Consider the following 24,622-nt stretch of genomic DNA (forward strand, 5'->3'; position numbering starts at 1 on the left):
GATAAAAAATAATTATACTTGTAAAAAGCTCGGCACTTCATCTTTTGGAAGAATATTACCTATATAAAAAGAACCGAATTCACCAAAACGAGCGCTGACTTCATCAAAACGCATTTCATATACTAACTTTTTAATATCTAATGCATCTTTAGCAAATAGAGTAACACTCCATTCCCAATCATCGAATCCCATGGAACCAGTAATGATTTGACGAATTTTCCCAGCGTACTTTCTCCCGGTCATTCCATGTTCATACATTAAACGGCGACGCTCATCCATGGGTAACACATACCAATTATCCTCACCTTGACGTCTTTTATCCATTGGATAGAAGCAAAGATGCTCCCATTTTGGTAAGCGAGGACGCAACCTTGCTTGTGTTCCAGGATGTTCTTCAGGCTTTTCTCCTTCCTTTGCCATGTACTTCGACAATTCTACAATTGAAACATAGGAATAGGTTTGCTTTGTAAAGGAAGCTAATGCTGTTTTATTAAATGACAACTCGACCTCTTGTAATTCTTTTAGTGTAGGGCGGAGAACCATGAGGATTAGATCCGCCTTATGTCCTAAAATGGAATAGACAGCGTGACTGCCGTTTTTTTCCTCATCTATTACATCCCATTTTGTTAGCAGTTCTTGAAATTCAGTGATTGCTGCATCCCTTTGTGACGCTGTGGCTTGTTTCCAAGCTTGCCAATCTATTTTTCTTAAGTCATGTAAGCAATACCAACCATCCATTGTTTCTACAGCTTCTGCCATAGTAACCGCTCCTTACTTTATAATAATTTCTATTTGATATTTCCTATCAGCTTTTAATATACCATAAAACGGGTATAGTAAACATGCAGAATGCTTACTTTATAAAGGAATAAATGGCTACGAACAGGTGTCATTACATGTTAGTAATAATGAATGATTAAATTGTCATGATTTAGACAAAAATCAAACAGGAAATGGTAGCTGGGAAAAAAGCAAATTAACTGCTTGATTTCAATGTTTTATCGGTCTTTAGAGAGAATGTTTTTTGCAAACTTATTCATGTAATAAAAAAAGTCAAAGCTAATACTTTCATTCAAACACAAAAAGGCGTATTATATATAACAGAAATGATTTTGGAGGGTGACACATGAGTAATTTATTTGATACGTTGAAAAACAGATTATCAGGAAATAGCAGAAAAATTGTATTCCCAGAGGGATCTGATCAAAGAATTTTAACTGCAGCTAGTAAGTTAGCAGTAGATGGTTTAGTTCAACCTGTACTAGTCGGGAATCGTGAAAAATTAGAACAGAAAGCAAAAGAATTAGAAGTTGTACTTGATCAAGTAGAAATAATTGATCCAACTAATTACGATCAATTTGATGATATGGTTGCTAGCTTTGTCGAACGTCGAAAAGGAAAAGCGACAGAAGAAGATGCTCGTAAGATTCTATTAGATGAGAATTACTTTGGAACCATGCTTGTATATATGGATAAAGCAGATGGATTAGTTAGTGGTGCTGCTCATTCTACAGCAGACACTGTTCGCCCGGCTTTACAAATTATAAAAACCAAAGCAGGTATTAAGAAAACATCTGGCGTATTTATCATGGTTCGTGATGATGAAAAATATGTATTTGCAGACTGTGCCATTAACATTGCACCAGATAGTCAAGATTTAGCTGAGATTGCCTTAGCAAGTGCAGAAACAGCTCAACTTTTTGATATGGACCCTCGTGTTGCGATGCTTAGCTTCTCAACGAAAGGATCTGCTAAATCAGAGGAAACAGAAAAGGTTTCAGAAGCAGTAAAAATTGCTAAAGAACAACGACCAGATTTAACACTAGATGGTGAATTCCAATTTGATGCAGCCTTTGTACCTAGTGTAGCAGAGAAAAAAGCACCAGATGCCGATATAAAAGGAAACGCAAATGTTTTCGTATTCCCAGGATTAGAAGCTGGTAACATCGGATATAAGATTGCACAACGTTTAGGTAATTTTGATGCTGTAGGTCCAATCTTGCAAGGGTTAAACAAACCGGTAAATGATCTATCTCGTGGCTGTGACACAGATGATGTCTATAAATTAGCCATTATTACAGCGGCTCAATCACTATAAAAAGCAGTTATTTTTTCTAGAACAGAGTTATTCTTCGTGATAACTCTGTTTTTTTGACAAGAGTAATAGTATTTTTCTATTCAATAAGCAAAATGTTGGATGATCCAGCAAACACTTTTGCACTACATGAGCGAAGGCAACAAATGGGCGACACTCTAGGAACAGCACGGGCTGAAGATCCAGTTATTCAAGTGGTCTTTGCTTGAATAACTTAGCTGAAGCCGTACCTGCAGAAAGGGAGCCCATTTGTTTCCGTAGCGGAATTGGAGTGCTTCGTATGATATTTTAAAAGACCGGGTGAGTTGCCCGGTTTTTCTTGATACACTATATTAAATACAAAGTTTCACGTTGAGAATTTTATTTAAAATAAGCGAAAGCGTGGTGACTACGTTGGAACTCAATCAAGTAATTCTTCATCATTTGTTAATGGATTACAAACACCCATTTGTTACAAGCCACGGAAAAGTAGAGAAGAAGGACTTCTATATTATAGAAATAATTGATGATCAAGGAAATGCAGGGTTTGGTGAAACAGAAGCATTCACTACTCCGTGGTATACGGAAGAAACGACAGAAACTACTAGGATAATGTTAGAAAATCATCTGATTCCTATGTTATTACAAACGCCTGTCAAACACCCGAATGAGCTAGGGAAGCTGTTCCACTCGATTCGTCGCAATCAGATGGCGAAAGCAGCGATTGAAGGCGCGTTATGGGATCTTTACGCGAAAAAATTAGGAAAACCATTATTTCAAGTAATTGGTGGGGAGAAACCAAGCATCGATGTTGGGGTTAGCATCGGAATAAAGCCAACAGATCAAGAGTTACTTGAAACAATTGAAGAAAAATGTTTGCAAGGATATCAACGAGTAAAGTTAAAAGTCAAAAAAGGGGAAGAACTACGCGTATTAGAAAAAGTAAGAACGGCATTTCCCTCGCTTTCCTTAATGATTGATGCCAACGGTGCTTATTCTTGGGCAGATCAAGAGCGATTGCTTGCATTAGATCAGTTTGACTTATTAATGATTGAACAGCCTTTTGCGCAAGATGATTTTGTGGAACATGCAAAGTTACAAGCTTTATTACAAACACCCATTTGTTTAGATGAAAGTATTCATACATTTAATGACTTAAAAACAGCTATTGCCTTACAAAGCTGTCAAATTGTCAATATTAAACTTAGTCGAGTAGGTGGTATCCAAAATGCTAAGGATATGCATGATTATGCCAAGCGACGCGATATGCCATTGTGGTGTGGTGGGATGCTTGAAGCTGGGATTGGTAGGGCACATAGTTTAGCGATAGCTACTTTACCTCAATTCACGCTACCAGCAGACACGGCAGGCTCAGCACATTATTGGGAAAGAGATATTATTTACCCGGAGATAAAGACTGAAAAGGGAAAGATTCATTTATCTCAAGATCCAGGTATAGGATATGCTGTAGATTATGAAGCATTAGCGTATTATCGAATGGAAAAACGTATTCATACTAGAAAAAAGTAGGCACTCGGACTTATACTAAGTTACCGAGTGCTTTTTTATTTCGATCTTCCATTTGCTGTTTGCGTTTATCATAATTAGCTTGTTCCTCTTCGGTTAATGCGGATTTAGTCCATTCTAATGAATGATTGGTTAAAGAATCAGTGATTTTTTGTTTCATCTCATCAACCGTAATTGGCTTATTTAATAACTCACTTAATGAACGCATGGTGTCAGGTTGAACGGTAGGGTAGTCGAATTTACCTTGTTGACCTTGTAAGCCTTGTGTATAGAATTCCTGAATCAGCTTTGCTCTTTCTTGTCCACTTCCTTCTACAGCAATATAAATTTGTACAGCAACACCATTACGCACGCGCCGTTGGGAAATACCAGCAAACTTCTTTCCATTAATACTTAAATCATAATCGCCAGGACAGTAAGAACCTACTATCTCGTATGCTTCAATTGCATCTGTTTCAGCGTATAGGATATCTCTAATGAAAGATACCATGACCTCATACCCTTGATGAATGCCAATTTTGTTTCCATTTGGAAGTAATAGAGATAAATTTAAAACCCCTTTATCCAACACGACAGCTAATCCACCTGAATTACGTACAATCGTTTGGAATCCATGCTGCTGTAAGAAGCTAACCGCCTCTTCTTTATGAGGAATACGTGTATCAGGGATCCCGAGAACAATTGTTTTATCATGTGTCCATAATCGAATCACTGGTGGAGATATTTGTTTACTAACCGATAATGCTAGTGCATCGTCAATTGCAAATTCGTCCATCGTTGTTTTATTTATGGTTAGTTGATAATCATCAATTAAACGAATCTGTGTATTTGTAAAAAAATCTTTCCAATTAGTCATGTGTGCTTGCTCCTTTTTTGTGCCTTGATTTAACGATTGAAATGCTTTGAAATTTATCTTTATCCTCTTTTGAACATCCTCTTTTAGATTACCCAAAACTATTATATAATGAATCAATACATAATGCAGAAAAAAATGTCGGCAGAAAGGGTTAATATATGTACAAAGACGAGCAATTAGAAGAAGAAAAAGTATTTAAAGACCCAGTACACCGGTATATTCATGTGAAAGATCGTGTGATATGGGATTTGATTGGCACGGCAGAATTTCAACGACTCCGACGAATTAAACAGCTTGGCACATCATTTCTAACTTTTCATGGTGCAGAACACAGTAGATTTAATCACTCGTTAGGTGTCTATGAAATTGTTCGCCGTATTTTGTTTAATTTTAATGGACGAAGACATTGGAATAAAGATGAACGATTACTCTGTCTATGTGCGGCGTTACTTCATGATCTAGGGCATGGACCGTTTTCACACTCTTTTGAGAAGGTGTTTAAATTAGATCATGAGGCATTCACAAGGCAAATTGTACTTGGAGATACCGAAATTAATCATGTTTTGCGTCGAGTAGAAAAAGATTTTCCGCAAAAAGTTGCAGATGTTATTAACAAAACATATGAAGATAAATTAGTGGTTAGCTTAATATCCAGTCAAATAGATGCTGATAGAATGGATTATTTACAACGTGATGCTTACTTTACAGGAGTAAGTTATGGTCACTTTGATATGGAACGAATTTTGCGTGTCATGCGTCCATTAGAAGACCAGGTAGTTATAAAACAAACTGGGATGCATGCTGTAGAAGATTATATTATGAGCAGATATCAAATGTACTGGCAAGTTTATTTTCATCCAGTCAGTAGAAGTGCAGAGGTTATTTTATCAAAAATTCTTCATCGTGCAAAACATCTCTATGAACAAGGGTATCAATTTTCATTAAAGCCAACACATTTCTTATCTTTCTTTTCAGGTGATGTTTCATTAGATGACTATTTGCGCTTAGATGAGTCTGTCGTATTATATTATTTTCAAATGTGGATAGATGAATCAGATGAAATATTGAGTGATCTATGTGTAAGGTTTACGAATCGGAAACTATTAAAATACATAGAATTTAATCCGAATTCGCAGATGAATGAATGGATGGAACTCTATCAATTGTTTAAGCAAATAGGGATTGATCCTGAATATTATTTAGTCGTAGATTCTTCTTCTGATTTACCATACGATTTTTATCGCCCGGGTGAAGAGGGCGAACGTTTGCCCATTTATTTATTGATGCCAAATCAAGAGTTAAAGGAATTATCTAGGGAATCGGATATTGTTGAATCCATCTCAGGGAAAAAAAGAACAGATCATAAGCTTTATTTTCCGATGGATTTTATTGAGGCATTATCGGATGATCAACCGGAAAAAAATAAAATTAAGACAATCTTAGGATTGACCACTATAGAATAGATTGTGCAACTAAGCTTGGAATAGGGGTTGTTTTAAATGTTAGCAAATCATGCAAAGCTAATGAAGTTTTTCATGAATGCAGGAGAAATTGTAGGACGTAAAAAACTACAAAAAATGATATATATTCTAAAAAAATGTGATATTCCTTTTGAAGAAAAGTATGAATTTCATTTTTATGGACCGTATTCTGAAGAATTAACACTTCGAATAGAAGAGTTATGTAACCTAGGATTTATATCAGAGCAAAAAGAACAAAAGAGCAATTATTATCAATATCGATATACGGTTACAACGGCTGGAGAAGATTTTCTGGAACATTCTATGGTAGAGTTCCCCTCTTGCAATGATAAAATAGAAAAAATGAAAGAAAAGAGCTCAAGGTTTCTTGAATTAGTATCTACCATGCTGTATTTTGACCATTTAACAAAAGAAGAAGTCGAAGAAAAAGTACAAGTCGTAAAGAAAAGCTCTAATTATACCCATGCGGATCTACAAGCAGGATGGCAATTTATCACAGAATTAAAATAAATGGGACAAGGGGTCAGCCCCTTGTCCCATTTATAAGGAGACTTGATATGCAGAAGCTGATACGCTTTACCTTATATTATATCTTAGGTATTATCGGAATCTTGTTTATTAGCGCAACACCTGCTTTATTTCAATCCACACACCTCATCGACATCTCTTTTTACGTTGAACAACTGATAGAACTAATGAAATCAATTGTTCAACCAGAGAATTGGACCTACTATTATTTAGATCGAGAACTTTCTGTTATTTCCTTTTTGTGGGATCCGTATGTTTATTCAACAAGCCTTTTTATTGGTGCGCTATTTTTAGGTTTTGGGCTTGCGTTTTTACTTGCTATTTTTACAATGTTTCTTCCTTCATCCGTCAAACAAATAGTTAAACGTGTGTTAGGTTTTTTAGAATCTATTCCAGATTTGATGGTGGCATTTCTAATTCAATTATTAGTGGTGTTCATTTATCAACATACAGATATACTACTTATGAAATTTGTAACACTTGGTGAAGAAAGGATTTATTTAGCGCCAATCGTTGTACTGTCCTTTTTACCAATGGTTTCTATGTATCGGGTGTTAAGCTTACTATTGGATGAAGAAATGACGAAGCCTTATGTAGAATTGGCACGCAGTAAAGGATTACGAGAGCATTTTATTATTGTAAGACATGTCTTGCAAAATAGTATGAAAAGTGTTTTTTATCAATCAAAAATAATTGTTTGGACAACCTTATCTAGTCTTTTTGTTGTTGAATACATATTTAATATTAATGGGCTTTCTAACTTTATTCTATCGGATTTCCGACCATTGGTTTTAACGATTGGACTTACCATGATCTTCACCCCACTGTTTCTTATCTATCAAGGGGTAGAGGTTTTTGTTTTTAAAGAAGCTTATCATTCCACTACGGTCCATTTAAAAAAGAAAAATAATGTAAAGCAAAAGCAATTAAAAATAGAGAAGACGCAAAAGGTTAATCCAAAGCTATCGTTCACTGCAATAAAAAAATATGTTATTCGTTTACTAAAAAGTTTTGTTCAATATATGAAAAATTTTAAATTTATAACAGGATTCACTGTTATCTTTGGCTTAGTTATTATTAGCTTCGTACACACGATCAGTCATGATAATCCGGTCCAACAATACGTTTTGGTTTATGATGATGCAGGAAATTTAGTAAGTAACAAGCCGCATCCGCCATCAAATTATGTCCCAATGGGTAGTGATTATCTAGGCTATAGTATAAAAGACCAGTTATTAACAGGAGCAAAATATACGATTTTATTTGCTGCTTCAATCAGTTTGTTACGCATTTTCTTTGGTTTTTTATTAGCGATTCCATATGCTTTTTTTATAAAAGATAAATGGCAGCGCTGGATCAGAAAATGTGTCGATGGATTTCATTATTTGCCATTGACGGTTATTTCAGTTGTTCTTCTAAGTTCCTTATTAATGGGTGGGGTTACAGGGTTTTCTAATAGTTTGACTGAACGGATTCTTGTACAAGGTTTAATCCTGACTATTTTAGTTGTACCATTAGTAACGGTGTTAATTGGAAATGAGATGAACATGCTTTTGAAAAAAGAGTTTATCACAGGAGCGAGAGTGCTTGGGGCTTCTCGAAAACAGTTGATAAGCAAGCATATCATGCCGCATTTAGGGTCGAAATTGGGGATTCTTTTTGGTCAACAATTTATTCAAGTACTACTGTTGATGATTCATTTAGGATTGTTTCAATTATTTTTAGGTGGAACAAGTGTGATGTATGATCAATTTTACAAAGCCCCAAAGCATTCGGTAACTTTTGAGTGGTCAGGTTTAATTAGTAACACAAGAGAAGCGTTGATGACTGGACATTACTGGATTGTTGTACCAGTACTTGTTGCATTTATGATTGTTATTATAGCAATGCAGTTAATGATTGAAGGTATACAAGAGGTACAGCAAGGACGAGTAGGTATCGGGCGCAAAAAAAATAGGTGGCGGAAGAAAAAAAGCTATACACAAGAAAACCCTGAGACAAGTCTCCCTGTAAAACCAGAGCAGTTTTATTTTCATTAGATTGGGACAGAGGGTCTGACCCCGTGTCCCGATTGTCTTCCTTTGTCCTGTAATATGATTGTGCTACAATACATGTAAATAGAAGGATTTAGTTAGGTATTGGAGGTTTTAGTTTATCATGGAAAACAAGAAAAATAACGCTTTTACGATAATGAAAGATGACTCGACAGATGGCCATGGCGGCTATGGAGTAGGAGCGATAAGTTTAGAAAATATTTCTCCAGTCATTGTTGATCCGAATGAAAATCGAGCGTTTGTTGATATGGGAGCAATGCATGCACGTAGTGAAGTAGAACGTCGAGTGAAATTTATCCCTAATAAAGATGAAGTGCCTAATGGAAAATTGTATTGGATTGTTTGGGTAACGGTTGAACGAGGAGAAAATGGTCCATATTATCATGGAGTGGCAGGAAGTGAAATACGTGTTGACCGTTCCATTAAGCGTGCCTATAAATCAATGCCAGAGCATGTGACACATATGGAGAAATCTATGAAGGGGCATGTGATTGTAAAACATATGGACGATACTTCAAAAAAACTACTAGCTCAATTTCTAAGAGAATTCAACCAAGAGATGTGGAAAAACGCATCCGAAGAACTACACCAAGCATTACCTGAAGCTGATTAGTAAATCAACACGGACGAGAATATAAAACATATAAAGCGTATCCACTATGTTTAATAAAAAGGTTCTCCCAATCATAAGGAGAACCTTTAATCTTTTGGCCGATGAATCGAACAATACGATGTTGGCTCTGTACCTTCAACAAAATACATCAGACGACTTGTTTCACAATAAGCGCTAGATAATTCACCACTTGTAGGATCTACATAAGCAGCTACAATCCCAGGCGGTGCAATGAAACTACCTTTCGCATCCGCTTTACTTGCCTCCATAACAGAAGCCCAGATTTTTTTTGCGGCTTGTTTATCTACTGTTTTTCTCATTTTTCGATTATCATCATAGCCATTCCATACCCCTGCTACTAAATTGGGGCTATAGCCAATCATCCAACTATCTGACGTTGTTGTACCTGACTTACCGGCATAGGTTCTAGTAAGATTAGAAGCTATTGTTTCTCCGGTTACATGCATATATCCATTTAAGTTGGTATCAAACATACCTGTCATTAATTGAGTCAAAATAAAAGAAGCTTGTGGGTCGAGCTTTTGTTTTTGTTTTGATTCAATATGTTTATAAATAACATCTCCATTTGCCTTTTCTATCTTTTCTATGGTATAGGGTTTTAATGATTTGCCACCATTAGCAAGCATGCTATAAGCCGTAACCATCTCTTTTACACTAACTGAAGCTGTTCCAAGTGCCAAAGATGGAACGGGCTGTATGTTACTTTTGATACCAAATGATTTGGCAGTTTCAACAAGTCGCTCAGGTGTGAGAAACAAGTTTGTTTTTACAGCATAAACATTATCGCTTACGGCCAGTGCTTGTGCTAAAGTAACTTCTTTATCTGCATAATAGCCATTATAATTACTAGGTTGATAACTGGTTCCATCTTTTAACATAAAGGTAGTTGGCTGGCTCATCAAGGTGGTTGTAGCTGTATACCCATTTGTTAAAGCAGTATAGTATAAAAATGGTTTAAAAGTCGATCCTGCCATTCGCTTTGCTTGGGTTGCTCGATTAAAAGGGCTGTCTACATAATTTGTTCCACCAATTAAACCACGGATTGCTCCATTAGTAGGATCCATGACGATTGCGCCAATTTGTAATTCGCTATCCTTTGGCATGTAATCATTTGTTGCCGTTTGAAGTGCTTGTTGTTTCATTTTATCGAGTGTTGTGTACACCCGGTAACCACCTGTGCGAATCGCTTGTTCATCCTTTTTGATGATCGATTTCAATTCCTCCATGACGATGTCTTGAAAGTAAGGTGCCAAATCTTTATCTTGATTTTGATCTACTTGATTAACGGTAATATGCTCAAGTGAAGCAAGGAAACGCTTTGTTTGATTGATTTTCCCCTCTTTAAAAAGAGAGGTTAATATTTTTTCCTGTCTTTCTTTTGCGTGTTTCATGTGGTTTATGGGTGAATAGTAACTTGGGCGATTTGGAATACCCACAAGTAATGCTGTTTCTGCTAGGGTCAAATCGGTATTTTGTTTTTGAAAATAAAATTGACTAGCAGCTTCAATTCCGTATTTACCGTGTCCGTAATATATCGTGTTTAAATAGCCTTCTAATAACGTATCTTTATCATAAAATAACTCTAAACGAATCGTATAAAAAGCCTCACGTAATTTCCTGCTCCAGGTTTTTTCATGTGATAAATAAAGATTTCTTGCATATTGCTGGGTAATCGTACTAGCCCCTTCCTCTAATGATAAAGCTTTTAGATCAATCAATGCTGCAGCAAGAATTCGTTTAAAATCAAAGCCGTTATGTTCATAAAAACGTTTGTCTTCTGCTTGGATCGTAGCATCAATCACCTGCTGATCAATCTGTTCTAATTCGATCCAGTCTCTAGTTTCTATTGTTTTTTCTTGCCCGATTTTGGTTCCATCAGAACTAAGGTAAATGGTGTTTTGAGCAGTAGATAAAGATGGTGGACCAAGTACTAGAGCATAAGTATAAAGTCCAACGAAAAATAGACAAATTATACTTATGAAGGAGAGCAGAATAAATAAAATCCAAGCAAATGGTTTATGTTTAAATCGGTTAAATAATTTATTTTTGTCAATCATTGTAGTAATTACTCCTTTAGATCATCCTGTCATCGTAGTATCATTATGGCAATAATTGTCGATAATTAAACGCAACTTATGCCTAAGTTTTTTAAAAAAAGTATTGCTTTTTTTGTTAAATTCTCTAAAATTAATTTGTTTGAATCAGAAATAATAATTTGAAATAGATTGCGTAATAAAGGAGGCAGTAAAATGGACTTATGGTTTACAGAAAAGCAAACCGAGAATTATGGGATTACCGCTAAAGTAAAGCGGACTTTGCATACGGAACAAACAGATTTTCAAGCATTAGCCATGATAGAAACAGATGAATGGGGAAACATGTTGGTATTAGATGACATGGTTATGACAACACAAAAAGATGAATTTGTTTACCATGAAATGATGACACACGTTCCATTGTTTACCCATCCAAATCCCAAACATGTACTGGTTGTTGGCGGTGGTGATGGCGGTGTTATTCGTGAAATTCTAAAGCATCCATCAATTGAAAAAGCAGTTTTAGTCGAAATTGATGGCAAAGTAATTGAATACGCAAAAAAATATTTACCTGAAATAGCAGGGGAATTAGATGACCCACGTGTAGAAGTAAAAGTAGCAGATGGATTTAGCCATATTGCTGAGAGTGAAGCTGCTTATGATATCATTTTAGTAGATTCAACAGAGCCAGTTGGACCCGCGGTGAACTTATTTACAAAAGGCTTTTATGCTGGAATTGCTAAAGCACTAAAAGAGGATGGGATTTTTGTTGCACAATCGGATAATCCTTGGTTTAAAGCTGATCTGATTAAACAAGTGTATCAAGATGTGAAAGAGATTTTCCCAATTACTAAATTATATACTGCAAATATTCCTACCTATCCAAGCGGTTTATGGACGTTTACCATGGGAAGTAAAACCCATGATCCATTAAATGTGAACGCTGATCGTTTTCACAAAATACACACAAAGTATTACACAGAAGAGATACACCATGCATGTTTCGCATTGCCGAAATTCGTTAAGGACCTAACCGAAAAGGAGGGGTAGTATGCGTTTTGATGAAGCATATTCAGGTAAAGTATTTATTATGTCTAGGCCAACATTCGAAGAAGCAAACGCTGTGATCTATGGTATGCCAATGGATTGGACAGTTAGCTTTCGGCCTGGATCTCGTTTTGGACCAAATCGGATTCGGGAAGCATCTTTAGGTTTAGAAGAATACAGCCCTTATATGGACAAGCATCTGGAAGAGATCTCTTATTTTGATGCGGGTGATATCCCATTACCATTTGGAAATGCCAAACGAAGCATTGATCAAATTTATACTTATGTAAAATATTTATTAGATCAAGGTAAATTCCCGTTAGGATTAGGCGGAGAACACCTAGTATCCTGGCCTGTTTTTCAAGCAATGTATGAGACGTACCCAAATCTGAAAATCATTCATATCGATGCACACGCTGATTTGAGGGAAGAATACGAAGGGGAATCACTCTCTCACTCTACCCCTATTCGTAAAGCTTGTGAATTAATTGGTCCATCGAATGTGTACTCATTTGGTATTCGTTCAGGAATGAGAGAAGAATTTCAATACGCTGAAAACAATGATATGTTCATGGCGCGCTATGAGGTGGCAAAACCATTAGCAGAAATATTACCTCAACTAGCTGGGCAACCTGTCTATGTAACAATCGATATTGATGTACTAGATCCCGCCTTTGCACCCGGAACTGGAACAGCAGAGGCTGGTGGCATTAGCTCGAAAGAATTACTTGAAGCCATACAATTGATTGCAAAATCTGATCTGCACGTGGTAGGGGCTGATTTAGTAGAGGTAGCCCCAAATTATGATCCAACAGAACAGACCTCCATTGCTGCGAGTAAGTTTGTACGTGAAATGCTTTTAGGATGGGTGAAATAAAAATAGCTGTCCGAAACCGCGCTTCCGCTACATTAGTGGAAGCGTGTTCTCCATTATGCAAAGAAAAATATGGAAGGAAGTAATTATTACAATAGCTAAGCAATCATCTATTGTTAGCCACATTTCCTTAAGGTGAGAATTGTGATAAACTTTTACAACAAATCATAAAAAATCAACAGAATTACTTGTGTTTCATTACATTCATTCCTATACTAAAAGTTATGTAAATGAAAAAGGAGATGTAACATGGAGAGCCAACACATTCCTGTTTCCATTCGATTAGTCACAGAGATTAGGGAATTAGGGGAAAAAGCAGTTACGACCGTTGAAGAAACAGGCTCTTTTATTCAAAAAGGGAATATCGCAGTGCTTCGTTTTACGGAACATCAAGAGGAGCAGGAACCAATCGATTCGCTTATTACGATTTCTAATGATAAAGTAAGTATCAAACGTACAGGTGCAGTTGACATGCATCAGCAATTTAAAAAGAAACAGTATACGGAGAATGTTTATCGACATGCTTTTGGTACCATTCACATGGAAACACATACTGACCAAATTACTTACCAAGAGCCAAGAAATGATCATAATGGAAAGCTATTTATTAGCTATACGACAAAGTTAAATGGAGAAGGTAATCGTAGACATCGTTTAACACTAACTTTTAAGGAGGTCACACAATGAACAGTGTACAACAAATACAAGAAGCATTAAAAGCTGATATCAAGCAAGCAATTATACAAGCAGAACTAGCTACTGAAGCTGAATTACCAGCTATCGTACTAGAAAAACCAAAGGAAAAAGCCCATGGTGATTATGCTACTAACATTGCGATGCAACTGGCTCGAATTGCTAAAAAAGCACCTCGCCAGATTGCAGAGGATATCATTGCAAACCTTGATCAAGCGAAAGCTTCAGTCAATGAAATAGAAATAGCAGGTCCAGGATTCATTAATTTCTTTATGGATAACAGCTATTTGACGGATTTAATCCCCGTAATTTTAAAAGAACAAGATGCATATGGTAAAACGAATGCGGGTAATGGTCATAAAATGCAGGTGGAATTTGTATCTGCCAATCCGACTGGTGATTTACACTTAGGACATGCCCGTGGTGCAGCAGTTGGTGATTCATTGTGTAATATTCTAGATGCGGCTGGTTATAATGTTGAACGAGAATATTATATTAATGATGCAGGAAATCAAATCAATAATTTAGCTATTTCTGTTGAAGCGCGTTACATGCAAGCATTAGGCAGAGAATGGCCAATGCCAGAGGATGGGTATCACGGGAAGGACATTATTACTTTAGGTGAAGAGCTTGCTGCTAACTATAAAGATGAATGGGTGAATAAGCCAGAGGAAGAGAGATTAGCATTTTTCCGTTCATACGGTTTAAAATATGAGTTAAAAAAATTAGCAGCCGATTTAGAACAATTTCGTGTAACATTTGATCACTGGTTCTCTGAAACTTCTTTATATGAAGAAGGAAAGATTGAACCTGCATTAAACGTGTTAAAAGAAAAAGATTATACGTATGAAAAAGATGCTGCGACATGGTTTCGTACCACTGACTTCGGTGATGACAAAGATCGTGTCTTAATTAAAAATGATGGCTCTTACACCTACTTAACACCAGATATCGCTTACCACAAAAATAAACTAGACCGTGGTTTTGAAACACTCATTAATATTTGGGGTGCTGATCATCATGGTTATATTCCAAGAATGCGTGCCGCGATTCAAGCACTTGGTTATAAAGCAAATACGTTGGAAGTGGAAATTATTCAAATGGTGAACCTATTTGAAAATGGAGAAAAAGTTAAAATGAGTAAGCGTACCGGAAAAGCAGTTACCCTGCGCGAACTAATGGAAGAAGTTGGTATAGATGCAATGCGTTACTTCTTTGTTATGCGTTCAAGTGATGCTCATTTAGACTTTGACATGGATTTAGCAAAATCAGAGTCAAACGACAACCCAGTTTATTATGTGCAATATGCACATGCAAGAATTTGCACGATGCTACGTCAAGCAACAGAAAAAGGATTTTCTATCAATGAAGATTTTGATGCTAATTTGTTAGGTACTGAAAAAGAAGAGGATCTGTTAAAACAATTAGGAGCATTTCCTCAAGTTATTGTCGATGCTGCTCAAAACCGTACACCGCATCGGATGACACAGTATGTTTTTGACTTATCCTCTAATTTGCATAGTTTTTATAATGCAGAAAAAGTACTGGATGCCGAACATCCAGAACGTACAAAAGCGCGTCTTGCCTTAATGCAAGCAGTACGTATTACATTAGCAAACGCTCTAGACCTTATCGGAGTATCTGCCCCAGAAAGCATGTAATTAGAAGCACTTCTCTTTTGAGGAGTGCTTTTTTTTGTTGTGCTAGAAGGATCGTTTTAACAGATCGTTTTTGCGATTCATCCATTCTCGCTAAATATATCTTTCTATTTCAAAAAAAGGGTGATAAACTAATTTTCAATATACATGCCGCATTAGGGGAGGTTGCAAGCTGTGATTCGAAAGTTAACAATGGAAGATGACCAACAAGTGCAAACATTGATTCAACAGAAACCAGCGGAAAATTTGTTCATTATTGGTGATATTGAAGCATTTGGTTATGATCAAGATTTTCAGACAGTCTGGGGCGATTTTGATAATAACAACTTGCGGGCTATTTTATTAAAGTACGAAAAAAATTACATTCCTTTTGCTTTGGATACCTTTGATGCTAATGGATTTGCAAAAATTATAAACGAAGACCCTGACCAACCAATGTTGTCTGGACTAAAAGATATTACGGCACAGATCGAACCCTATTTAACCATTACCTATCAAAAAAAACGAGAAACACATTATGCGAAATTAACATCTAACACGCAGCTGCCATTAGTAAATACACATGCTGTTAAATTACTCACTAGTGAAGATGTTGATCGATTAGGTGCATTTTTAACAAATGTCCGAGAATTTGATAGCTTATTATTTAATGCCGAAAGCAAACGAAGAAACTTAGAAAAAGGTGTAACTAGAGGATATTATATAGAAAATAATGGACAAATTGTTTCAACCGCATCGACAACAGCAGAGAATACGAAATCAGCTATGGTGGTAGCTGTTGCCACAGCGGAAAGTTATCAGCAAAAAGGCTTAGCAACGCGTTGTTTAACCAAACTATGCAAGGACCTTGTCACAGAAGGAAAGCAATTGTGTCTATTTTACGATAATCCAAATGCTGGGAAATTGTACAAGCGAATTGGATTCGAGGATATTGGAATTTGGATGATGTATCGTTAACGCTATAAAAACGGCCGTAACAAGCGGCTGAGCACACGATTGATTTTTATAGTTATTGGCATTTGTTTAATGGCTTGTTCTGTCAGTAGAAAACTATCAGAGAGATCTTTTGAAATCGCATGTTTAATCGGTCTAATAAGGTTTTTATTGTTAACAATTAAATTAATTTCTTGATTATATAAAAAACTACGTTGATCGAAATTAGCGGTACCAATGTCACACCAATTATGGTCAATCAAAATTACTTTTGTATGATAAAAACCATTATTATAATAATAAACCGATCCACCATGTTTTAGAATTTTCTTAAAAAATGGAAGTGCTGCAGCTTTAACAAATGGATGATCCGCTTTTTTGGGTACAAGAATCGTAAGCTCAACTCCGCGCTCAAGTGCCGCCAGCAAACTTGAAAAAACACGCTTTGTTGGGATGAAATATGGTGAGCCGATCATAATAGAATCAGTCGCATGGTTGATCCATTCGATTATATTTAATTCTAATTGTCCGGCTTCAGTAATCGTTAGTGCACAATTACGATCGCTTGTATTTGTATAATAATTATTTGTAAGTCCTTGTCCCTCTCTTCTCCAATCATATGAAAAAATTTTTTCCATAGTGATCGCTAAAGAAGGGTGGGGCAATCGAATGTGGTAATCTTTCCAGTGTCCCAATTTTGGATCAGCACCTAAATATTCTTTACCAACATTGAATCCTCCTAAATAGGAGATTTGTCCATCAATAATTGCGATTTTTCGATGATTTCTTCGATTGAGTCGATAAAATAAAAAAGGTAACATTGGTTTGTTTCCTCTTTTTACTTTAACACCACATTTTTTTAGACGTTGAATATATTTCCTCTTGACTTTTAAAGAGCCCATCCAGTCCATTAATAAATAGACAGGAATACCTGATTGCGCTTTATCCTGTAAAATTCGAAAAAATTCTTGGCTAATTGCATCATTACCTACAATAAAAAAGCAGATACGAATAGATTTTTTTGCTTTATTAAGATCATTAAACAATAAATCAAAAAAGTCCTTTCCCTCAGTAATTAGTTCCATATCAGATAAGTTCGTTTCATAAGAAAAAACAGGTGCATTTTTTTTAAAATATTTACTTCCTAGCCAAAAATCTAACCAAATAAATAATATAATAATGCATGCAATTGCTATACTCCAAGTTATCATATTTGTGTTCTCCTCGTAGTAACATGATTGACGTATTAAAATCATACGAAAAATATTTTATCGTCACCTTGCCATCTATTACGTATAGCAAAACGGAATAATTGTAGTCTGTCCGATTTAAGAAAAAATATAAAGGAATACTTTTCTTTTATCACAAGAATGCGTTACTATAATACTAATCATTTAATGGGATGGGGTGTATTTCATGCAAAAGTTAGTATTTTTCGTAGGGGTAGCAGGGACAGGTAAGACGACAGTAGCAAGAGAAGTTGCTGCAAAGGTCCCTTGCGCATTTCTTGATCGTGATACAGTGGGTGGTCGATTTGTTGAACGTTTCTTAGAGAAAGAAGGACTAGATAAAGATGATCGAGATTCTAAATTTTATAAGGAGCATTTGCGAGATTTAGAATATGATACAACGAAGGACATTTGTATTGAAAATTTATCAGTAGGACAAAATGTATTTATGATTTCTCCTTTTACCTCGGAATTAAAAAGCAAACAATGGCTAGAAGAAGTGCTGGAACAAAGTGGGAGAACAAAAGAAAACACCGATGTAAAAGTTGTTATCGTTACTTTGAATGATATAGATAAACAAAAAAAACGAATAGAAGATCGTGGAACAGTCCGTGATACATGGAAATTGCAAAATTGGGATAGTTATGAAGATAGGGTGCATTTTATTCCAACAATTAATTGGGATATTCCGGCGAATAACAAGTATACATTTGATAATTCTGGTAAATTATCAAAAGAAAAGGTATCAACATTAGTTAATTTTATTCAATCATCCTAAACTGTTTGTCTAGCGAATATTGCATTTTACTATTCATACCAATATAATATATTGAGTAATATAATATTGACATGTATTAACTAAGTAACATGGTACATAAACTCGGATAAATAATAACAATAGAGGGAGTGCTTTGACGGTGAGCTTGAATAATTATAGCCGCGAAGAATTAAAAGATATTTCGATGATTGAGTTAGCACAGATGATCTTAAAAGAAGAGAAAAAGGCGATAACTTACCAAGAAATATATCAAAAAGTAATCGAATATAAGGAATTTAATGAGGTACAGCAACAAGAATATTTAGCACAATTCTATACAGATTTAAATATTGATGGTCGTTTCTTAAGTATAGGATCAGGACAATGGGGATTACGTGATTGGTATCCAGTTGAACAAATTGAGGAAGAAATTAGTTCTGCTCCAAAGAAAAAGAAAAAGAAGAAAAAAGCAGCTAAAAAACCGAAAAAAGAAAAGGTGTACGAGGATACAGAAGATGATATTACAGAAGAAAGCCTTGACTTTGATCAATCTGATTTTAGCGATGATGACGTTGATTTTGATGGTGTAGGTAATGACGAAGCAGAAGAAGAAAATTATGATGAAGATTATGATGCATTTGATGAAGAAACATTTGATGAAGATGAAAACGAAGAAGAGGGAGAAGAAGACAAATAAATTGTACTTGACTTTTTTTCATGGAATAAGTAATATTTAGTTTGGGCTCTATTGTTTAATTTTTAAATTAAATCTAACGTCCCCCTATATTTCTAGGGGGACGTTTTTTATTGTTGCTTAGTAGATCAAAAAAATCCTGCGATGCGATACAATTCTTTCATCAATAGTTATCTTACCATGGATATCGTAAATGGAGATTTTTGTTACACTGGGTATTTTTGTTTTGATGAAGTCATTGATATATACACATAATATTAACAAGAAAGAGGGATGCAAAGTGACTAAATATATTTTTGTAACAGGTGGAGTTGTATCATCAATTGGGAAAGGTATAATCGCAGCATCATTAGGACGTTTATTGAAAAATAGAGGTTTAAGTGTTACGATTCAAAAATTTGACCCCTATATTAACGTAGATCCAGGTACAATGAGTCCATATCAACATGGTGAAGTGTTCGTGACAGAAGATGGTGCTGAAACAGACTTAGACTTAGGCCATTACGAACGTTTTATTGATATCAATTTAACAAAATACAGTAACGTTACAACAGGTAAAATTTATTCAACCGTTATAAAAAAAGAGCGACGTGGAGACTATTTAGGCGGCACAGTACAGGTTATTCCACATATTACAAATGAAATTAAAGATAAAGTATTTCAAGCTGGTAAACAAACTAATGCGGATGTAGTTATTACGGAAATTGGTGGAACTGTAGGAGATATTGAATCATTACCATTTCTTGAAGCTATTCGCCAAATTAAAAGTGATATTGGAAAAGAAAATGTCATGTACATTCATACTACACTAGTTCCTTATATTAAAGCTGCGGGTGAATTAAAAACAAAACCGACACAGCATAGTGTAAAGGAATTGCGTTCATTAGGTATACAGCCTGATGTGATTGTGTTACGAACTGAAATGGATATTAGTCAAGAAATGAAAGAAAAAATTGCTTTATTCTGTGACATTAATGAACGAAATGTAATTGAGTCAGCAGATGCCGAGACACTATATCACGTGCCATTAGCTTTGCAAGCACAACAATTAGATCAAATTACTTGCGATCATTTTGGCTTGGATTGTCCTTCAGCTGATATGGTTGAGTGGATAGATTTAGCGGAAAGAGTGCAACATTTATCAAAAACAGTAACCATCGGTCTAGTAGGAAAGTATGTTGAATTACCTGATGCTTATATCTCTGTTGTAGAAGCATTAAAACATGCAGGTTATAGTTATGATTCAGAAGTAAGTGTTAAATGGGTAAATGCTGAGGGAATAACGGCAGATAATGTATCAGATGCATTAAAAGATGTTGATGGTATCCTTGTACCTGGTGGATTTGGTGACCGAGGTATTGAAGGGAAAATTGAAGCAATTCGTTATGCACGTGAATCAAAAATTCCATTCTTAGGTATATGTTTAGGGATGCAATTAGCAACAGTTGAATTTGCACGCAACGTCCTTGGACTAGCAGGAGCGCACTCAGCAGAAATTAATCCAGAAACACCATATCCAATTATCGATTTGCTTCCTGAACAGAAGGAAATTTCCGATATGGGTGGGACGCTTCGTCTAGGTGTGTATCCTTGTCGATTAAAAGAGGGGACAAAAACGCGTGAAGCCTACCAAGATGAAGATATTGTCTATGAACGTCATCGCCATCGTTTTGAGTTTAACAATCAGTATCGTGATCAAATGGAAGAAGCAGGATTTATTTTCTCTGGGACAAGTCCTGATGGCAAGTTAATTGAAACCATTGAATTAGAAGATCATCCATGGTTTATTGCATCACAGTTCCATCCGGAATTTAAGTCACGTCCAACAAGACCACAGCGTTTATTTGATGGTTTTATAGGAGCAGCTATTAAAAAGAAATAAATATATAATTTACAGAAAGGAAGGTGAGCATTCTCGCCTTTCTTTTGTTTTAATTAGGATAAAATACACAAATTAGCAGGAAAAACACAAAATGTATCGAAATTCATGTATATTAGTACTTTTGTATCCATCCATATACTGTATAAAGTCATTAATTATCAAAAAATGCAAGCGATAAAAACAATAATCAAAATTTATACCCAATAACAAACAATGGAGGTGCTTGTTCTTCATGGATGACTATGTGCTAATCGTAGATGATCAAATTGGTATACGAATTTTATTAGAAGAGATTGTTAAGAATGAAGGATATGCAGTAAGTAGTTGTGAAAGTGGACCAGAGGCCTTAGAATATATCGAAAACAACAAGCCGAGCTTATTATTAATCGACTTCTGGTTGCCAGTTATGGACGGAGCTAAAGTGATAGAGCGAATCGAACAACAAGAGATATTTATTCCAACTGTTGTATTGAGTGGCCTTCCCGAAGAAGCAAAGGAAAAAACGTCGCATTTACAATCGATTAAACAAATTATGGCGAAACCGTTTAATATTGTACAGGTAAAAGAAGTCATTCAAAGTCTTTTAGAAAATGAACAAGTACAGGATAATTAGGAGATGAAAACAGTAAAATAAAGCTGTTTTCATAAAAAAGTCAAAAAATAAAATAGTAACCGTTTACAAATTATAAGTTTTGTTGCACCTTTTTGTTGAAGTTGGTATTCTTATACTGTATCCAATCAACAAACATATTTGACTGGCTATAGGGAATAGTATTTTTATCTTTACAAAATATCTAAGGAGGAACATTCATGCCATTAGTATCAATGAAACAAATGTTAGAAGATGCCAAAAAAGGCGGCTATGCAGTTGGGCAGTTTAACTTAAACAACTTAGAATATGGTCAAGCAATTCTACAAGCTGCTGAAGAAGAAAAATCTCCAGTAATCATAGGGGTTTCAGAAGGTGCAGCTCGCTATATGGGTGGTTACAAAGTAGTAGTTGCGATGGTTGAATCATTAATGGAAGTATATGGTACTACTGTGCCGGTTGCTATTCATTTAGATCATGGTTCAAGCTTTGAGCAATGTGCAAAAGCAATTCATGCTGGATTTACTTCAGTAATGATCGACGCTTCTCATGACCCATTTGAAGAAAATGTAGCAACTACATCAAAAGTAGTAGAACTTGCTCATTTCCATGGCGTATCTGTTGAAGCTGAATTGGGAACTGTTGGTGGACAAGAAGATGATGTTTCAGGAAGCATTATTTATGCTGATCCAAAAGAATGTCAAGAACTTGTTGAGCGCACAGGAATTGACTGTCTAGCTCCAGCATTAGGTTCCGTACATGGCCCTTACAAAGGTGAACCAAACTTAGGATTTAAAGAAATGGAAGAAATCGGTAAAGCAACTGGACTTCCACTTGTTTTACACGGAGGAACTGGTATCCCGACCGCTGACATTAAACGTGCGATTTCTTATGCAACTTCAAAAATCAACGTTAATACAGAAAACCAAATTGCTCAGGCAGAAAAGGTTCGTCAAGTACTAGCTGAACAACCTGAACAATATGATCCACGTAAATACTTAGGACCTGGACGTGACGCGATTAAAGAAACAGTTATCGGTAAAATGCGTGAGTTCGGTTCATCTAACCAAGCATAATAAACAACATATTAAAAAACCATTCCTATTAGGGATGGTTTTTTTTATTTTGCCAAAAATGATGTTTTGAAAATGGGGACACTGCGAATCTACACTTGTCTTACCTTTTATGATTTAAGGTAGATACAAGTAAAAAAACTTTGTATAATAGAAGTAGTGATTTAATGTATGCATGTTTTTGGTAAATATGTGTAAACTAAAGATGAAAGTGAATACGCTCCTTAGGATAGATAACCAATAAATAAAGTGAGGAATTTTAATATGCAAAAGCTATTTGTGCAGGGTGGTGCACCACTGAATGGAAAAGTTCGAATTAGTGGCGCGAAAAATAGTGCGGTAGCCTTGTTACCTGCAGCTATTTTAGCTGATTCTAAGGTAATTATAGAGGGATTACCTAATATCTCAGATGTGGGTGTACTGGGTGATTTGTTGGAGGAGATTGGTGGTTCCGTTTCATGGAATGGACAAACAGTACATATTGATCCGACACATATGACTGCAATGCCATTACCAAATGGAAAAGTAAAAAAATTACGAGCATCTTATTACTTTATGGGTGCAATGCTTGGTCGCTTTAAGCAAGCTGTGATCGGTTTACCTGGCGGTTGTCATATTGGTCCGCGTCCAATCGATCAACACATAAAAGGGTTTGAAGCATTAGGTGCAAAAGTAACCAATGAACAAGGTGCGATTTATTTACGAGCGGATGAATTAAGAGGTGCGCGGATCTATTTAGATGTAGTAAGTGTAGGGGCAACGATCAATATTATGTTGGCTGCGGTTAAAGCAAAGGGAAAGACAATTATTGAAAATGCCGCTCGCGAACCTGAAATTATAGACGTAGCAACATTATTAACAAGTATGGGTGCAAAAATTAAAGGTGCTGGAACGGATGTTATTCGAATTGAAGGTGTAGATGCATTGACGGGCTGTATGCATACGATTATTCCAGATCGTATTGAAGCAGGAACTTATGCCATAATGGCTGCTGCACATGGAGAAAAAGTTCTAATCGACAATGTTATCCCACAACATTTGGAACCATTATTAGCAAAACTCCGTGAAATGGGTGTGCAAATTGAAGAAGGAGAAGAACAACTACTTATTACACGTAGTGAAAATCTCCAATCAGTGGATATTAAGACGTTAGTACACCCAGGTTTTCCCACTGACTTGCAACAACCCTTCACGTCATTATTAACAAAGGCAACAGGAACATCGGTAGTCACGGATACCATTTATCAGGCGCGTTTTAAGCATATCGATGAATTAAGAAGAATGAACGCCCAAATTAAAGTGGAAGGCAGTTCAGCTATTATTACTGGTCCTGTTCAACTTGAAGGTGCTAAAGTAAAGGCGAGTGATTTACGTGCAGGTGCAGCACTTATTGTTGCTGGATTAATTGCTGAAGGTGTAACAGAGATTACAGGACTTGAACATATTGATCGCGGCTATGAAGAATTAACCCAAAAACTATCAAGCCTTGGTGCTATCATTTGGCGAGAAGAAATGACAGCTACTGAAATGGAGCAATTCCAGAATTCTTAATGGTAAACAACATATTTTAATAAAATAGCGTGGAGTTGTCTGTACTGGCAACTCCTGTTTTTACATAATAAGAAAGTTTGATTTAACGTAATCAAATGTTTTTTAAAACTATAGCAAATGAAAGTTAAACTTATTCTATTATTAAATCAGACAAATTTAAAAAATATAGTTGAATAAAATAGAAGAACACGGTACGATAAAGAGGGTTTAATAATAAATCTTAAGGGAATGCTTGTTAAAAAGTATTCAAAACTTCTATTCTATTATAAATAATTTCCTTCACATCACTTCTTGGTAGAAACAAGTCATGTGCTTATTACATCTTCATAGAGAACAATACAACACTGACAAAATACAAAACTTCAAAATCAAGAGGTATCCAAATAGAAATCATTAATCAAAAAACATAAATAAAAATAGATAAAACATTGAAACGATGCATGTCATTTTAA

Annotated in this window: 21 protein-coding genes; 17 read left to right on the top strand and 4 right to left on the bottom strand. The window is 35.7% G+C overall.

Features of this window, described 5'->3' with window-relative positions; all coding sequences use genetic code 11:
• Window positions 1-12: 12 nt before the first annotated feature.
• Window positions 13-759, bottom strand: a complete 747-nt coding sequence (hemQ, locus tag BN1058_RS01750) for a hydrogen peroxide-dependent heme synthase (protein ID WP_090851984.1) — start codon at window positions 757-759, stop codon at window positions 13-15.
• Window positions 760-1,126: 367 nt separating this feature from the next.
• Here hemQ and pta point away from each other — a divergent pair, with 367 nt between their 5' ends.
• Both pta and menC read left to right on the top strand, forming a co-directional pair.
• The gene (gene pta, locus BN1058_RS01755; RefSeq protein ID WP_090851988.1) at window positions 1,127-2,098 is read left to right on the top strand and encodes a phosphate acetyltransferase; all 972 of its coding nucleotides are present in this window, start codon (window positions 1,127-1,129) and stop codon (window positions 2,096-2,098) included.
• Between the two features lie 381 nt (window positions 2,099-2,479).
• Window positions 2,480-3,604, top strand: a complete 1,125-nt coding sequence (gene menC / locus BN1058_RS01760; protein WP_369688239.1) for an o-succinylbenzoate synthase — start codon at window positions 2,480-2,482, stop codon at window positions 3,602-3,604.
• 10 nt (window positions 3,605-3,614) lie between these two features.
• On the opposite strand, the gene BN1058_RS01765 is transcribed toward menC, so the two are convergent.
• A complete protein-coding gene (locus tag BN1058_RS01765) occupies window positions 3,615-4,457 on the bottom strand; it encodes a lipoate--protein ligase family protein (RefSeq protein ID WP_090851991.1) in 843 nt (280 codons plus the stop codon).
• A 158-nt stretch (window positions 4,458-4,615) separates the two neighbouring features.
• Between BN1058_RS01765 and BN1058_RS01770 the strand changes: the two genes are divergently transcribed.
• From BN1058_RS01770 to BN1058_RS01785, 4 genes are all read left to right on the top strand, one after another.
• Window positions 4,616-5,920: an HD domain-containing protein gene (locus BN1058_RS01770; protein ID WP_090851994.1), complete on the top strand. Its 1,305-nt coding sequence runs from the start codon at window positions 4,616-4,618 to the stop codon at window positions 5,918-5,920.
• Window positions 5,921-5,956: 36 nt separating this feature from the next.
• Window positions 5,957-6,448, top strand: a complete 492-nt coding sequence (locus BN1058_RS01775; RefSeq protein ID WP_090851997.1) for a YwgA family protein — start codon at window positions 5,957-5,959, stop codon at window positions 6,446-6,448.
• 47 nt (window positions 6,449-6,495) lie between these two features.
• Complete coding sequence (locus BN1058_RS01780) at window positions 6,496-8,505, top strand: ABC transporter permease subunit (RefSeq protein ID WP_176694416.1); 2,010 nt, start codon at window positions 6,496-6,498, stop codon at window positions 8,503-8,505.
• A gap of 118 nt (window positions 8,506-8,623) precedes the next feature.
• Window positions 8,624-9,133 (top strand): YwhD family protein, encoded by a 510-nt coding sequence (locus BN1058_RS01785; RefSeq protein ID WP_090852002.1) that lies wholly within the window; start codon window positions 8,624-8,626, stop codon window positions 9,131-9,133.
• An 86-nt stretch (window positions 9,134-9,219) separates the two neighbouring features.
• Here BN1058_RS01785 and BN1058_RS01790 read toward each other — a convergent pair whose 3' ends face one another.
• On the bottom strand, window positions 9,220-11,211 hold the full coding sequence (locus BN1058_RS01790) for a transglycosylase domain-containing protein (protein ID WP_090852005.1): 1,992 nt from the start codon (window positions 11,209-11,211) through the stop codon (window positions 9,220-9,222).
• 192 nt (window positions 11,212-11,403) lie between these two features.
• Between BN1058_RS01790 and speE the strand changes: the two genes are divergently transcribed.
• The 5 genes from speE to BN1058_RS01815 all read left to right on the top strand — a co-directional run bounded on the left by speE (window position 11,404) and on the right by BN1058_RS01815 (window position 16,419).
• Window positions 11,404-12,240 carry a polyamine aminopropyltransferase gene (gene speE / locus BN1058_RS01795; protein WP_090852007.1) on the top strand — a complete coding sequence of 279 codons (837 nt, stop codon included), beginning with the start codon at window positions 11,404-11,406 and terminating at the stop codon, window positions 12,238-12,240.
• Between the two features lies 1 nt (window position 12,241).
• Window positions 12,242-13,114, top strand: a complete 873-nt coding sequence (speB, locus tag BN1058_RS01800; protein WP_090852010.1) for an agmatinase — start codon at window positions 12,242-12,244, stop codon at window positions 13,112-13,114.
• A 246-nt stretch (window positions 13,115-13,360) separates the two neighbouring features.
• Entirely contained in the window at window positions 13,361-13,798 is a 438-nt protein-coding gene (locus BN1058_RS01805; protein WP_090852013.1) for a YwiB family protein, read from the top strand.
• Entirely contained in the window at window positions 13,795-15,465 is a 1,671-nt protein-coding gene (argS, locus tag BN1058_RS01810) for an arginine--tRNA ligase (protein ID WP_090852016.1), read from the top strand. The genes BN1058_RS01805 and argS overlap by 4 nt, the downstream gene beginning before the upstream one ends.
• Before the next feature lie 171 nt (window positions 15,466-15,636).
• A complete protein-coding gene (locus tag BN1058_RS01815; protein WP_090852018.1) occupies window positions 15,637-16,419 on the top strand; it encodes a GNAT family N-acetyltransferase in 783 nt (260 codons plus the stop codon).
• A 2-nt stretch (window positions 16,420-16,421) separates the two neighbouring features.
• Here the strand turns inward: BN1058_RS01815 and cls are convergent, their stop codons facing one another.
• A complete protein-coding gene (gene cls, locus BN1058_RS01820) occupies window positions 16,422-17,606 on the bottom strand; it encodes a cardiolipin synthase (protein ID WP_176694417.1) in 1,185 nt (394 codons plus the stop codon).
• Between the two features lie 205 nt (window positions 17,607-17,811).
• On the opposite strand from cls, the gene BN1058_RS01825 reads away from it, so the two are divergent.
• From BN1058_RS01825 to BN1058_RS01850, 6 genes are all read left to right on the top strand, one after another.
• Window positions 17,812-18,402, top strand: coding sequence for a P-loop nucleotide/nucleoside kinase family protein (locus tag BN1058_RS01825; protein WP_090852025.1), 591 nt, complete (start codon window positions 17,812-17,814; stop codon window positions 18,400-18,402).
• Between the two features lie 139 nt (window positions 18,403-18,541).
• Window positions 18,542-19,078, top strand: coding sequence for a DNA-directed RNA polymerase subunit delta (gene rpoE, locus BN1058_RS01830; RefSeq protein WP_090852027.1), 537 nt, complete (start codon window positions 18,542-18,544; stop codon window positions 19,076-19,078).
• Window positions 19,079-19,355: 277 nt separating this feature from the next.
• On the top strand, window positions 19,356-20,957 hold the full coding sequence (locus tag BN1058_RS01835; protein WP_090852030.1) for a CTP synthase: 1,602 nt from the start codon (window positions 19,356-19,358) through the stop codon (window positions 20,955-20,957).
• A gap of 232 nt (window positions 20,958-21,189) precedes the next feature.
• Window positions 21,190-21,570, top strand: coding sequence for a response regulator (locus BN1058_RS01840; RefSeq protein ID WP_090852033.1), 381 nt, complete (start codon window positions 21,190-21,192; stop codon window positions 21,568-21,570).
• Window positions 21,571-21,767: 197 nt separating this feature from the next.
• Window positions 21,768-22,622, top strand: a complete 855-nt coding sequence (locus BN1058_RS01845) for a class II fructose-bisphosphate aldolase (protein ID WP_090852036.1) — start codon at window positions 21,768-21,770, stop codon at window positions 22,620-22,622.
• 261 nt (window positions 22,623-22,883) lie between these two features.
• Window positions 22,884-24,170 carry a UDP-N-acetylglucosamine 1-carboxyvinyltransferase gene (locus BN1058_RS01850; RefSeq protein WP_090852039.1) on the top strand — a complete coding sequence of 429 codons (1,287 nt, stop codon included), beginning with the start codon at window positions 22,884-22,886 and terminating at the stop codon, window positions 24,168-24,170.
• Window positions 24,171-24,622: the final 452 nt, after the last annotated feature.

The sequence above is a fragment of the Paraliobacillus sp. PM-2 genome (assembly GCF_001368815.1).
Lineage (GTDB): Bacteria > Bacillota > Bacilli > Bacillales > Amphibacillaceae > Paraliobacillus.